The sequence below is a fragment of the Psychrobacter sp. ASPA161_6 genome, assembly GCF_051970285.1.
Lineage (GTDB): Bacteria > Pseudomonadota > Gammaproteobacteria > Pseudomonadales > Moraxellaceae > Psychrobacter > Psychrobacter glaciei.
This window is the reverse complement of the sequence record NZ_JBEFNJ010000001.1, coordinates 426,434-441,061: the sequence shown is the minus strand read 5'-3', so window position 1 is coordinate 441,061 and position 14,628 is coordinate 426,434. Positions and strand designations below refer to the sequence as shown.

Sequence of the window (14,628 nt, the reverse complement as noted above, 5' to 3'; positions counted from 1 at the left end):
TAGCTGGCATAGAAATGTCATGCTAGGTGAGACGTTTGCTTACTTCATTTTTACTGTCTCGATAGCATACACCATATTTTTGCAATTAAAATGATAACTAGGGCATGCCTTTTTGCAGCGCCTTTAATCGACTTTGACGACCTTTCCACCACAGATAAACACCAGTCCCTGATAATACTGCTACAGCCAGTCCAATCATTGCTAAAAATATTTGATATAGCCGATGTCCCCAACCTTGACCGATCTGCCCCATATGCAAGGTCGATAGCCATTGATCAGCTTTGCTGCCAAATGATGAGTTTTGATAGCCAAAATTGACGCGCTCGACGTTACCTGTTGCCGCATCAACAGTAATAGATGACGCTCCACCGTGTGTACCGATATCTTTATCCGTTTGAAAGCGCATCTGCCACTGCTTGTCTTCTTCGACCCAGCGAATACCTAGCAGCTGCTGCACAGACACGCCGTTCTGTTGCGCTACACTATCGGCTTGTGCGCTTAAATAGGCAATGCTATTGGTCTTATTCACCACATGAGTGATTACATCCACATCGTTTAAGCGATTATTGACCCCCGTATTTGAATGTGCACTCCCATCTGCACGACTGTTTTGTTCTGCTGTTTTATTCGGCTCAGGTTTGGTAGTTGGTCGCCCTTCTCTTGGGGTCAATCCGACAACAGCTTGCATCACTGGCTGATAGACGGATTTTAAATTAAATCCGACACTTGACCAAGCAATGACAAACAGCATAATCCAAAGCCATAAACCAAAAGCATGATGTAAGTCATAGTTGAATTTAAAGGTATTGGTTTTGCGGCGAATTTTCCAAGCAGGTAGCCAACGTTTAAAAAGCGAGGCGCGCTTTTTGTTAGAAGCTTGCTTGGTTTTATTTGATTTAACCGCTCGTGGAAAGGTTAAATAAAAACCAATAAAGCAATTGATAGTCCAGACCAGTGAGACAATGCCCAAGACCCATTTACCAATGTCGCCAAGCAATAGATCACGGTGTAACCAAAATACTTTCCACATGGTATTACGCCATACCCACTCATCTCTATCACGAGTACCGATGATATTACCGTCATAGGGGTTCACATACACTTCTTGAAACGGTGCTTTCGGTTGATTTTCGGCGGTCTTACCTCGGACTCTATCTACCGAAAATACTGCCGACCTGTCCATCGCTATCGACGTCGGCATGCTAGAAAAGGTATGTTCTGGATAGGCACTGATGACTCTATCATGAAGCGTGGCGATAGGCAGTTGCGGTGTCTCTTGGACGTCGACCTGAGCTAGTTTATGATTGAACACATCGTCCAGCTCGTCATGAAAAGCTAATAGTGCACCAGTGATACTGGCGATAATTAAAAATGCTGCCATGGCAAGCCCCGTATAACGGTGAATCCAAAGGCAGCTGAGGCGAAGATTGAATGACATAAATAAATCTGCTGTTATATTGTGATAGTTATTGATTAAAGAATCTACTTAAAGAGGCTTGCTTAAATAAGCTCATTTAAAGAAAGTTACTGACAACACAAAAGGTCTGAACCAATAGCTCAGACCTTTTTTAATCGAACAAACCCTGTATCTACCTGTTAAAAATCAACACTAACGTCAAATACATAAGTACGACCAGGTTCGTTAAACGTACGTGCACCCGCATTCGTAGCGGTACCTTCTCGATAAACACCCTTATCAAACAAGTTTTTGACACCTGCACCAACGGTAATCGCTTTTGTCAGATCATAGCGAGTACTTACATTGGCAATGGCATACGGATCACGGTCGAGCGACAGTGTATCGAGTGCATCATCTGTGGTCACTGAACGCTTGGGAGCTTCAATCGTGCCATAGTAGCTCACATCAAAGTCAGCATTCCAGCGAGGCGTAATGTCCCAATCGACACCCGTGTTCACAGTGAACTTAGGAATAAGTGATAGCGGCTCGCCATTGTCTTTGCGCTCTGAGCGAAGAATACCTGTTACGTTAGAAGACCATGACACCGTGTCGGTAACAGGCACTTTTACAAACCCTTCTAGACCTTCGATAATCGCTTCGCCTTGGTTCTCCCATACGAAGATCGAGCGACCTGTCGCTGTATCTAATGCCACACGGTCAACTCCAGCACCGATACGGTTGTCATAAGCGTTATGATAGTAAGTCAAGCCAGCATTTAGCCCAGTGCCATCATCATAAGTAAAGGTTATCTCTTTGTTCCACGAGGTCTCATTTTCTAGGTCAGGATTACCCAGAACATGACAACCTCTTTCGTCAGTAGGTACCCAAGACGGGCAGCCATTACCACCAGTATAGTAAATATAATTTGGATCAAGTTGATACAGCGATGGTGCTTTAAAGGCACGGCTGACACCACCTTTCACTGACCAATCAGGACTAAAGTGCCAAGTGCTGTTGATACTAGGTGACCAGTTACTACCCGCCTCACTATGATAGTCAAAACGCAAGCCCGGTGTGACATACCAGTTAGGTGTGATCTCGTAGTTGTCTTCTAAATAAGCACCTATGAGGTAAGCGTCTGATGTTGGATCACGCTTTTCAGGGTCGGTCTCTACATCACCAAAATCAAAACCATCTGCAAATGCCAAGTCAGATACCACAGGGTTATCCAGCTTTTCACCGCGGAACTCAGCACCAGCAGTCAAGGTATGACGATCAAAATAGATATCCCACTCTGATTTAGCATTTAGCGTGTCGTAAGTGGCTTCTGTCCACTCAAACTCCTCTCCGTCATCAGGTATCTGAATTTGTCCTTCACCGCCACCAGCACTGCCTTCACCCAGACGCTCATTAACTGTCCGAGTGTATTCTACAAAGCTGTTACTACTAGCGTCATCATACTCACCGCGATGTGTAATCGCTGCACCATAACGCTGCATTTTGCTCGTTGTTTCACCTTCTAACTCATCTAACAAATTTTGGTTCACGGTTTGGAACAATGAATCACCTGCCCAGCGATTATCTTGACGGCTATAACTGACCTCAACACCGACCGTATTCATCGCATCCATCGCGTATTCGAACAATTGGCGTACATCGATATTTTCGACACCTTCAGTACCTGCCGCTACCGAGGCAGCCGGACCACTGCGCCCATCAACAATCTGTGCATCTTTGGCATTGATATAAGGATCATCGCCTTCACTATCGTGGTAACCAAGAGTGGTACGCGAGGACAGCTTATCAGTCAATGGACCAGACATATTGACGTTGGTACGCCAGCTGCTACCTTCTAGATTGTTTTCTGGTGCCTCGTAATGACCAGTAACAGAAAACTCTGTTTCAGTCGGACGCTTGGTGATGATATTTACCACACCGCCCATACTACCAGATCCATAACGAGCGGCTGCTGGACCACGCAATACTTCGATGCTCTCAATCGCACTTGGCGGCACCCACTGCGAGTCACCACGCGTGTCTTGCTCGCTACCACGGCTAGGACGTGAGGAATTACGAGAAGTGACAGGACGACCGTCGATTAAGATAAGCGTGTTGTTCGGACCCATGCCACGTAAGTCAATTTGACGTTGGTTACCACGTTGGCCTGAAGTCGATGACCCTGACAAATTCACACCTGGCATTTTGCGTACAATCTCTGAGATATCATTAGAAAGTGAGGCTTTTTCGATGGCCTCTTTATTAATAACAGACAGCCCCGCCGCTTGTTCTAATTCCTCTCTGGCCGCTCGTACCACAATCGTGTCTAGTGTAGTCGTAGGCACTGCTTCCTGCTCAGTCGCTGCTTGTTTCTCATCGCCTTCAGCAGCAACAGCCGTGCTACTAAGCATAGAGGCCACAGCGATACTGAGCAGAACTTTGCCCGTCACTAAGCGTTGAGCGTTCTTTGGAGAAGTGAGGTATGAATGATCAGAGCGACCTGATTGGTTTAACATAAATAACGTTCCTTGAAGCACTTAGGCTCATTAGTACCTTGCAACTGCACTGACAGCGAATATTTTTAGCCACTTTGCATGCAATGCTTATCATGTATCCACATTCTCAACATATAGAACTAAGCTCGTATATATAGACGCACGACTGCGGAACGATACAAGTATGTTATGAAGTACGCGTATCGTTAAAATGTGATTAAAGCATAGACAAAAATCATAGACAAAGGGCTCAAATATCGGTATAAGGCAAATTCGTAAAGATAGGTAATGAATAGGGTTAAAAGTTTGGTGACGCTACAACTGACATAGGCCAGCTATTTAAAATATGGATCACAAGAAGTTCTCTAAAATAGATAGGGCAAAGAACCCTTAACTATTCTGCAATGAACGAAACACACTTTAACGGAATAGAAATAATAATTCAAACATTAATGAGAATAATTATCATTAATGTTTGAACACGTCGCTTGATCGTCTGTAATGAATGCAAAACCCGTGCTCAACGTGACAATAGAGATACCTCACGATGCCGTCTGTATAACCTCAGTACATCGAAAATTTCTCAGTGCATACAAGCTTTCTCATTACATACAAACCCTCAGTGATAGCTTGCCCAGTTATAAACGCTACGAGTCAGATTCTGCATCTTGACGTTTAGTCACTTTATATTCATCTTTGCTTCTATCGAGCTTCCAATAGCGAAAAATATACCGTTGGGCTCTAATCCTATTCCAGTCTTGTCTAAAGCATTTATGAAGTTGAATCGTGCTCTATACTACTTTTAAACCTCTATCTACAATAAAAAGCCAGCTCTCTATTCAGACAGCTGGCTTTTTGCTATAAGACTTATCATCGTAAAATTAGAACTGGTAGGTTAAAGACGTTTTGATATTACGTCCCATGTCAAAATCAGTAGAAGCATCACTGGTCGCATTTAGTCGAGATGAGTGGCTAGCATACGTTTCATCAAAAATGTTATACACACCTAGCGTCGCTTGAACACCTTCGATCTGAGTTGGCGTATAGGTCATAAAGATATCGTGAACATCGTAGTTGGGCTTGGTATCTTGATTATTATCTGTAACCGATGCCACATAAGTACTGCGCCAACCTAGATCAACGATATCAGTTGGTGCATAATTTAAGTTTACCATGTAGCGATCGCCCGAGTCAGCCGTGCCGCCACTTACCGAAGGAATACTGTCACCTGTTTCATCACCTTCACTACGTGCTCGTGAATAGCTTAGACCCATACCAAAGTTGCGAGTCGTATAATTGGCTGCCAGTTCGACCCCTTTGATTTCATAGTCTTCGTCGCTGTTTATTGTACCTTGGCAATCTTGTAAGTTGCCCGATGAACCGCGCGCACCAGTGTCGCAGTTGAGACCATATCGACCCGCGCGATCACCTGTTCTGATGAACTGCTGATAGTTTTCAATGTCAGTGACGAAGTACTTACCACTCAATTGCAGAGCATCATCAGCGATCGTTAAACCACGCAATGTCGTCGCAATACCAACCTCAGCGTTAGAACCTTCTTCCGCTTTTAGATCGTTATTAGCATAAGTCCCTGCTCCGCCATCATTAAAAACAGTTTGGCTTAAGTCTGGACCGTTAAATAACTGCGTATAGCTCGCAAATACTTGGGTGCGTGGGGCTATCTCATAACTGGCAGCCAGTGCACCGACGACGTTGTCATACGTTTTGCCACCAGAGACAAACTCTGGAGATTCGTAGCGATCATAGCGCACACCTGGCGTTAAGGACAGTTTACCCATTTGCCATTGGTCTTCTAAATATACAGAAGTATTGGTTGCCTCATCACTACCTGCCGCAGTACCGTCACGAACCATTTCTGACTCTTTCTTATAGTGCTCAACACCTGCGATCAGCTTATGAGTGCCTTTGATACCCTCAATGATATTGCTATCAATAACACTGGTATTCTGAATTTTCCCGCCTGTGGTTTTTACTTGAGCATCAAAGTCAAAGTTGCCCACATTGTCAGAATCACGCAATATTTGCGTCTCTGTGTGGTAGATGTTGGTATCAACATCTATCAGCTGGTTTACAGGATTATAAGTATGATCAAGTGTATAGGTATCTCGGCTTATTTTCTGCGGTATTGGCTCATCAGACAGACTAGGAAAGTCTGGGCGAAATGGAAAGATACCGTCTTTTTCAGTACGGCTAAAGCTAGCGCCAATGCGGTGGTCATCAGTAATATTAGCACCCGCCTTTAATAAGATGCTTTCGCTTTCACTATCCTCAAAAAGCTCACGACCGCTACCATCTTCACCAGAGCTAGTATCACGCTTACCATAGTAAGCAAGCAGATCAATATTCTCTGTTGGGGCGCCATACACGGTGGCTGAAGTCAATAGTTCATCATTATTACTACCATAACCCAAATTGACTTTAGCACCGATTTTTTGATTAGGTTTGAGCAAGTCTGCCGCATCAACGGTTTCAAACGCAACCGCGCCACCAAGAGCATCATTACCTAGTGTCACCGAGTTATTACCAACAGCAACTTCTGCTTGTTTTAGCAAGTCAGGATCGATAGTGATATCACCCATGTGATAGAACAGCGCGCCTTCTTGACGTGCGCCATCAATCGTTACTTTCAGATTGGTATCATCTAATCCACGTACACGAATACGTTGGTTGACCGATGATGTGCCGCCGACACTCACTCCTGGCACCACATCTAAAAAGTCGTTCAAGTGGCTTGCTTGTGCCGCTGGGGTATAGTCATCTATATAGACAGAGTCTTCTTGTACAGCGTTACGTACTGAGCTATTCGCTGTTACAGTGATAGTCTGTAACGTCGTATTTGGCATATCTTCTGCTGTGGCTGCACTGGCAGCTTGCGTCCACAATACGGCTGCGACACCCATTGACAATACCGTCAATTGACTAGATAACTTTACTTCGCGCATAACACACTCACTTTATTGACTATCAGAAATTAGAATTTTTAGAATTATTTTCAAAGGTCGTTAGATAACCTTTGAAATAGTGCCTATCAGAAGATTTAATACTTTAAAACACTTGACTCATCGTGCGAATAACATTATTAATGTTAATGATAATGATTAGCGTTTAAATAATGAGAGGCATAATAACGAAGTATTAACAATTTGGCAATAATTAATATAAAAATTCGCATGAATAATGCTGATCAAGCACGAATATAAAATGAGATGCTCTGATAATTACAAATACAAGAGTATGCAAGGCTACAATCACGGCTGATTTAGCATTGATGAAAGATCAACTAGGGCGTGTCTTGATCAATAATAACGATATGGTCTAGCACTTGTTTTTTTTGTACTACTGTACTAGAATACTGAAACAAGATAGTTCTCAGCGAAAAATTACTCGATGAGCGACTTATCTATTTTCTTTGGCTAAGATTACCTATTATGACTACCGATCCTTATCAGAGCTTAGTGAAACATTTGACGAACTGTACTGATAGCTCAGATATCGACAAGCTGCTCAGTGCACTGCTGACAGATAAAGAGCAGCACGACATCGCCAACCGTATTCGGATTTTTGATTTGCTTGATCGCGGCATCACGCAACGTGATATCTCTGAGCAGCTAGGCGTTGGTATCGCAACTGTCTCTCGCGGTGCCAAGGCTAAACAAAGCCATGACGTGAGCGCGTTACTGACCACTCATAGAAGCCGCTCTTAAGCCATTTATTTCAGCACTATCCACCTTTTTAATTGCTACTCTCTTACTTATTAATCGACACACATTTGATGAATTTCGGACTTTGTTATGACCTCTATTACTCGCATACAGACCAAGCCTGCTCCTATTGATATTCCGAGCAAACCAAAGCGTATTAAGCTCACGCAAGATATTGATTTCTTCGCGTTATTCAAACGCATCGAGAGCGCGTTTGATACCTGCTATCTGCTCGAATCATTGGGCGAAGACAGCCATATCTCACGCCATCATGCGATAGGTTTTGATCCTGTGACGACCATAGCAGCATTAGACCGCAACACGCTTGCCATTACCGATAATAAAACCGCTGAAACCAGCCACTATCAAACTGATAACCCTTATCAACTGCTCCGTACCATCACGCCGCAGCATGTCATCGCCCGCGATCAAAGCGGCGGTCTGGTCGGCTACTTGGGTTATGACTGCGTGAATTTTTTTGAGCCTAGCCTTAATGCAAAAGCCAGCGAAGATTTTGAGCCATTTAAGTTTGGCGTGTATTTAGATGGATTGACGCTAGATAAAATGACGGGGGAAATCTTCTATTTTTATTACCCGACCGCTCAGCAAGAAAACCGTATTGAGCAAATAAAAGCCCTACTCGATGAACCAACGCCTAGCTATGAAGCGCCGAAAGTCGAGTTCTTAGGTGATGGCATGAGCCAAGAGGAGCATGCCAATGTTGTCATGCAGGTCAAAGAGGACATCATCGCTGGGCGTATTTTTCAGTGTGAAGTAGGCTTTAAGTCTAAGTATCGTATTGCCGGTGATAAGATGCCAATTTATGAAAAGCTGCGTGCTGTCAATCCGTCACCGCACATGTATTTTATGAAATTTGCCCAGCAGTGCATCATTGGTGCATCCCCCGAGCTGCTATTCCGCTTACGTCAAGGTGAAATGGAAACCTATCCACTCGCAGGAACTGCCAAGCGCGGCGTCGATGTGATCGAAGACCGTAAACTTGCCCGCGCATTGCTCAATGATGATAAAGAAATTGCCGAGCACAATATGCTAGTCGACTTACATCGTAACGATATTGGCCGTGTGGCACGATTTGGTACGGTAAAAGTCCGTAGCTTGATGGATATCAAACGCTTCTCTCACGTGCAGCATATTTCTTCTGAAATCGTTGGTATCTTGCACCCTGATGAAGACATGTTTAGTGCCCTTGCCAGCAACTTCCCTGCTGGTACCCTATCAGGCGCGCCTAAAGTAGAAGCCATCAAAGTGATTAATGAGCTAGAGCCAGACGGACGCGGTGCTTATGGCGGCGCATTAGGCTCGTTCAATTTCAATGGCGACTGTATCTTTGCCATTCCTATTCGCAGTCTATTCATCAATGGCGAGTCTGCCTATGCCCAAACTTGTGGCGGCAACGTTTATGACTCAAACCCAGCCGATGAATACTTAGAGATTCAGCGTAAACTGTCTGCGATGAAAGTCGTATTAGACAGCTTTATGTAACTGTAATTTGTACCAACCGTAATTCGTACATTGACCATATTTTACCTAGCTATATTTTTACAAAAGAGTTTATGACCCATGAATGTTTTAATTATTGATAACTACGACTCGTTTACCTTCAATCTCTACCAATATGTGGGTGAGATTTTGCAAACCTTGAACAGTGATAAAGAAGCCAGTGTCATCGTTAAACGCAACAATGAGATTACCTTAGCAGATGTGCAAGCGATGAATCTGGATAGAATCATCATTTCACCCGGCCCTGGCTCCCCCGATGATCCAGCGTACTTTGGTATCTGTGCAGAAGTCATCGAGACACTGGGTAAGACCGTTCCACTACTAGGCGTCTGCTTGGGTATGCAAGGTATCGCTCATGTGTTCGGTGGTGATGTGGTGCGTGCCAGCGTACCGATGCATGGTAAAGTCTCATCGATTCGCCATAATGGTTTAGGTATCTATCAAGGCCTGCCGCAAGAGCTTGAGATCATGCGCTATCATTCACTAATTGTGAAAGCCGATACCATACCAAGCTGCCTCACGATCACATCTGTGGTCGCCAATGACAGCCGTGCGGATTTGAGCTTTGATGAATCCGCATTGACCGGTGATGAGATTATGGGACTGGCGCACAAAGATTATCCAATTCAAGGTGTTCAGTTTCACCCTGAGTCATTTGCGACTGAAGGTGCTAAGCGTCTATTGAGTAATTTTTTAATGCAGGTATAAACCCATTATGTTTGTCATGTCCTTAATTGCATCTTGCCCACTCAGACGTATCACATTGTTCTCTGGCCTAATATTAGCCGCTTCTTTTAGCTCAGCCGTAGCACCTTTAGAAGCAACATTTATATTAGGTATGGACATCCAAGGTCAACGTTTGAACCTCTATGAAGGCTCTACAGAAGGGCATGTGACTTGCGATGACATGCTATTGGTCGCTCCAGATTTAGGACGGTTATTGCAAACGAAACTGCTCAATGAAAGACTGGATAAATCACCATATGCCATTAAGCTTTATCCTGCTAAGACCAAGCATAGCTTATGTAAAGATGGCGTGACTCCTTGTGGATTTCAGGGTTATACTTTTGAAGGGGAAGATTTCAACGGATTTATAGACCCATCAAATAATGAGCTATACGTAGCCAGTAACTGGACGACAGATAGCGGTACTTTCTCCTACAAAGAAAATGCCACTTATTTGCCGTTAGCATCACAAGTCGGACTTATTAATGATAGGTATAAAAGCTCTGGTCAAGAACTGAATGATAGCTATCGCAGCATTCGAGATGAAGTCAGACGCTTATATGGTAAGAAAATGGAATCCAGCTTACAACAAGAGCAAGTAGAATGGATAAAACAGCGTTCAAAAGACTGCGGTGCCGACGTCAAACATCAACCAAGAACCCAAGCTGAAAAAGTGTGCTTTATTCAGCAAAATGATACCCGAGAACAAGCGTGGTTTTTGTGGATTGATTAAATTTAGGGTACGCCCTAGTAGCCATTTCTTCTCTTTTAGTGATAGACTAAAAAACAAACAAAAGACAGCCTTTCATCAGGTTGTCTTTTCTTATTTACGCGACTTTCAGTATTGCTCAGGCGCTTGACTTGAGTCGCTGGCAATCTTACAAACCCTTGTGTCACTTAGATAATAAGAAGAAAATAATATGGCAAACACCGATAGCGTCATGTCAGCGCGGCAATCATGGATAGGCACTATCCAAATCATTACGGCAGCTGTCTGCTGGGGCACGTTAGGTATATTTTCCACCTATCTCAATCAAATTGGCTTTAGCGGCTGGCAAGTGACGATATTACGCATCGTCACGGCAGCATTTATTATTCTAGCCATGCTACCAAAACTGTGGCCACATCTGATCAAACTACGACCCAAGCAATGGCTCGGACTGGCGCTCCAGTCTTTGATAGGTGTGCTTGGTATGTCGTTATGCTATTTTTTTGCGGTGATTTACGTCGGTGCTGGACCTGCTGTCGCCTTGCTATATACCGCACCCGTTTTTAGCTTATTATTTTCGAAATTCTTGCTTAGTGAGTCCATTACACGCAAATCAGTCTTGCTAGCATTAATGGCAGTATTTGGTGTCGGCTTAACGATGCTGGGCGAGCAAGCGCAAGTCAACTGGGGTATTTTACTCGGCTTGTCAGCAGGAATGTGCTACTCCTTATATGGCGTATTAGGCAAGCGCGCGATGCACGATGCTCACCCTGCCCCTTTGGTATTCTTTACCTCCATTATCATTAGTGCCGGTGTACTACTATTCTTGCCCGACACCTATAATACTTATGAGCAGCTGCTCACTTTACCTTTACTGACTTGGGGTTATGTTTTAGGGTTGTCATTATTGGGTACCGTGGTGCCTTTCGGGCTATACATGAAAGCGTTAGAAAAATTGCCCGCCACTCGCGCATCAGTCTTTACGATTTTTGAACCGTTGACTGCGATTGCCCTTGCGGTGCTGTTACTACATCAATCCTTGTCTTGGATTCAGTATTTGGGCGTGGCGCTTATTTTGCTGGCGGCTTTATTAAATGCGGTGTTGAACGGTACTGCTACGCGCGTACCTCGTTGGTTAAAACAACGGCAAAAGATATAATATAGTCAATGAAAAGTAATATCGAACCATCACGCACTGCTGATATCAATTTTTCTTGCTTGCTCATTTAAAATACCTTCTATCCGTTTCTATAAAAAAGCCCCAACCATGACATCATGATTGGGGCTTTTTGGTTTCATCGCTTAAAGACGAACACTTTACAATAAGAAGAGCTAATAGACAGCTTGAATCATCTCAAGCTTACTTTTGATCAATACGCTGTAAAAATGCTTGCGTACGAGGATGCTTTGAGTTCTCAAACAACTGCTTGGCACTGCCTTCTTCGACGACAACACCATCTTCGATTAAAACCACATGATCAGCAACATCACGGGCAAAATTAATCTCATGCGTGACTACGACCATCGTCCAACCTTCAGACGCAAGCTGTTTCATCGTTTCAAGGACGTCTTGTACCAGCTCTGGATCAAGCGCGGACGTTGGCTCATCGAATAACAGTAATGACGGTTCGATAGCCAGCGCACGAGCAATACCAATACGCTGCTGCTGACCACCAGATAGCTGAAACGGATACAGATCGGCTTTATCTGACAGACCAACTTTCTCAAGCAAGACCACTGCCTGCTCGCGGGCTTGCGCTTTGCTTTGTCCTTGCACCACTGTCGGTCCAAGCATTAAATTCTCAATGGCGGTCTTATGTGGAAACAAATTATAAGACTGAAAAACCATACCTGACTTACGTTGCAGTGCGAGCAAGGTTTTTTTCTTAGGTTTAGTGGCAAAATCGACCGTAAGACTGTCATCGTCAAAGGCAATCACGCCTTGATCTGGAATTTCCAGCGCATTAAGACAACGTAAAAAAGTCGTTTTACCTGACCCAGATGGTCCTAATATCACGACCACTTTGCCTTTTTGGATGGTCAAATCAATGCCTTTGAGCACTTGATTGCTACCAAAGGCTTTGTGAATATTGGTGACTTGAATCATAAAGGTTCCTGTTGTACTGATGATGCTAAAGCTATCCTGCAATAGGTCAGTAAGCAATGTCATACTAACCTATCGCTATCTGGCGCTATTTCGCCACGTAACGATCAAGCCTAGTTTCAAGCTTGCCTTGGATAAAGGTCAAGAATAAACAAATACCCCAATAAATCACCGCTGCCTCTGTATAGACCAGCATAAACTCATAGTTACGAGCTGTGATAATCTGCGCTTGTTTAAACAGCTCAGTGACGAGCACCAATGATGCAAGCGACGTGTCTTTTACCAAACTGATAAAGGTATTAGACAACGGCGGCACCGACACTCGTAGTGCTTGCGGCAAAATCACATGACGGAAAGTCTGTAGATACGTCAAGCCAACGGTCGATCCTGCTTCCCACTGTCCTTTTGGGATGGACAAAATAGAGGCACGCACCGTCTCCGACGCGTAAGCACCAATATTCAGTGAAAAGGCAATAATCGCGGAAGGAAACGGATCAAGTTTCAGTCCAACACTAGGCAGTCCGTAAAAGATGATAAACAACTGTACCAGCATCGGTGTACCGCGAATCGCAGACACATAAATACGAGCAAGCCTGTAGACAATCTCATGGGACCAGCTGGCACGCGGAATAATACGAATCAGCGCCACTGTCAACGCAATCGCCATACCAATCGCAAATGAGATCAACGCTAGCGGTATCGAATAATAGATACCGCCTTTGAGCATTGGCCAAAATGAATTGATGACAATCTGCGCCCGATCCGGATCCATGAATGGCAACAGTGCCAGCAATTCAGCTATCCATGAGGTTATAGAAGCTAGCATTATTTTTGTTGACTTATATCAGCACCGAAGAAATCTTGACTAAGCTTGGTCAACGTACCATCAGCTTGTAGCTCAGCCATTGCTTCATTTAATTTTGCTACGACAGCATCATCGCCTTTAATCAAGACTAATCCTGAACCAGTCTGCTCGCTAGCAGGAGCAACCAATTTAATCTCAAGCGCGCTGTCTGGGAATTTTTTTAGATAATCTAATATTGCAAGGTTATCATTCATCGTAAAGTCAGCACGGTCTTGTTTGACCAACTGGATTGCTTGCGCCATACCATCCACAGGGACAATCTCTGCACCGTAACGCTCTGCAAGTTCACCATAGTTACTGCTGAGTGATTGCGCCGTACGTAGACCTTTTAGACCTTCCCACGAGCTATAACGATTATCGTCCGTTGGTGCCAATACAACCGCACCCGACCAGCTATAAGCTTGAGCCTTATCGTACTTAGCTAAGCGCTCAGGCGTCGTCAAGCTGACTTGGTTGGCCACCATATCAAAGCGTTTTGAATCCAAACCTGCCAGCATCGCATCCCACTGGGTTTCTTTGAATTCAACTTCTACGCCCAGTTTTTCCGCCACTGCGCGCGTCACTTCGACATCATAACCCGTGAGTTTGCCACTCTCATCATGATACGTGAACGGAGGATAAGTACCCTCTGTACCGACGTTGATGGTGCCGCCATTATTGATACGCTGTAGCAAATCAGAACCGCCTGTTGCAGCGCTGTCAGTTGCCGTGGTATCGGCTTCGTTGGTAGTAGATTGACCACAAGCGGCAAGGAACATAGTGCTGGCGGCAAGGGCTAAAAGAGTACGACGTTTCATAAGACGTCCTTATAAGAGTAAATGAATAAAGTGAAAACGCATAAAGCTAATAAATAGGGAAAGCCGGCACAAGAGAACAGTATAAACTGTCCTGCAATATTCGGCTTTGACTGCCCAATTTGAGGTTATTTAGGCGATTTTTCAATGCTATTTCTAGTTTATTTTTGAATTTTTAACGCTTGTTCAAATCCTATTACTATTCAATAAATAGTAATTGCTGCTCATTAAATACCAGCTTATGGATATAGTATCTCACTTTAGACAGAAAAAACGTACACAATCAGTGAGTATAC

General features: G+C 44.1%; 11 protein-coding genes. 5 read left to right on the top strand and 6 right to left on the bottom strand.

Features of this window, described 5'->3' with window-relative positions; genetic code table 11:
* Positions 1 to 97: 97 nt before the first annotated feature.
* The 3 genes from ACTQ9T_RS01865 to ACTQ9T_RS01855 form a co-directional block, all read right to left on the bottom strand.
* Positions 98 to 1,438, bottom strand: coding sequence for a PepSY-associated TM helix domain-containing protein (locus ACTQ9T_RS01865; RefSeq protein ID WP_440463902.1), 1,341 nt, complete (start codon positions 1,436 to 1,438; stop codon positions 98 to 100).
* 158 nt (positions 1,439 to 1,596) lie between these two features.
* Positions 1,597 to 3,912 carry a FepA family TonB-dependent siderophore receptor gene (locus ACTQ9T_RS01860; protein ID WP_440463901.1) on the bottom strand — a complete coding sequence of 772 codons (2,316 nt, stop codon included), beginning with the start codon at positions 3,910 to 3,912 and terminating at the stop codon, positions 1,597 to 1,599.
* Positions 3,913 to 4,772: 860 nt separating this feature from the next.
* A complete protein-coding gene (locus ACTQ9T_RS01855) occupies positions 4,773 to 6,854 on the bottom strand; it encodes a TonB-dependent receptor domain-containing protein (RefSeq protein WP_440463900.1) in 2,082 nt (693 codons plus the stop codon).
* Positions 6,855 to 7,340: 486 nt separating this feature from the next.
* Between ACTQ9T_RS01855 and ACTQ9T_RS01850 the strand changes: the two genes are divergently transcribed.
* The 5 genes from ACTQ9T_RS01850 (at position 7,341) to ACTQ9T_RS01830 (ending at position 11,728) form a co-directional block, all read left to right on the top strand.
* Positions 7,341 to 7,616, top strand: coding sequence for a Trp family transcriptional regulator (locus ACTQ9T_RS01850; protein ID WP_194619191.1), 276 nt, complete (start codon positions 7,341 to 7,343; stop codon positions 7,614 to 7,616).
* An 87-nt stretch (positions 7,617 to 7,703) separates the two neighbouring features.
* Positions 7,704 to 9,116, top strand: coding sequence for an anthranilate synthase component I family protein (locus tag ACTQ9T_RS01845; RefSeq protein WP_440463899.1), 1,413 nt, complete (start codon positions 7,704 to 7,706; stop codon positions 9,114 to 9,116).
* Between the two features lie 78 nt (positions 9,117 to 9,194).
* A complete protein-coding gene (locus ACTQ9T_RS01840; RefSeq protein WP_189579999.1) occupies positions 9,195 to 9,842 on the top strand; it encodes an anthranilate synthase component II in 648 nt (215 codons plus the stop codon).
* Between the two features lie 16 nt (positions 9,843 to 9,858).
* Positions 9,859 to 10,593, top strand: coding sequence for a lysozyme inhibitor LprI family protein (locus tag ACTQ9T_RS01835; RefSeq protein WP_440463898.1), 735 nt, complete (start codon positions 9,859 to 9,861; stop codon positions 10,591 to 10,593).
* A 187-nt stretch (positions 10,594 to 10,780) separates the two neighbouring features.
* Complete coding sequence (locus ACTQ9T_RS01830) at positions 10,781 to 11,728, top strand: DMT family transporter (protein ID WP_189579991.1); 948 nt, start codon at positions 10,781 to 10,783, stop codon at positions 11,726 to 11,728.
* Between the two features lie 201 nt (positions 11,729 to 11,929).
* Here the strand turns inward: ACTQ9T_RS01830 and ACTQ9T_RS01825 are convergent, their stop codons facing one another.
* The 3 genes from ACTQ9T_RS01825 to ACTQ9T_RS01815 form a co-directional block, all read right to left on the bottom strand.
* Positions 11,930 to 12,676, bottom strand: a complete 747-nt coding sequence (locus tag ACTQ9T_RS01825; RefSeq protein ID WP_440464444.1) for an amino acid ABC transporter ATP-binding protein — start codon at positions 12,674 to 12,676, stop codon at positions 11,930 to 11,932.
* An 85-nt stretch (positions 12,677 to 12,761) separates the two neighbouring features.
* A complete protein-coding gene (locus ACTQ9T_RS01820) occupies positions 12,762 to 13,499 on the bottom strand; it encodes an amino acid ABC transporter permease (RefSeq protein WP_037033588.1) in 738 nt (245 codons plus the stop codon).
* Positions 13,499 to 14,335, bottom strand: a complete 837-nt coding sequence (locus tag ACTQ9T_RS01815; protein ID WP_010201058.1) for an amino acid ABC transporter substrate-binding protein — start codon at positions 14,333 to 14,335, stop codon at positions 13,499 to 13,501. Before ACTQ9T_RS01815 ends, ACTQ9T_RS01820 begins: the two co-directional genes overlap by 1 nt.
* Positions 14,336 to 14,628 lie beyond the last annotated feature (293 nt).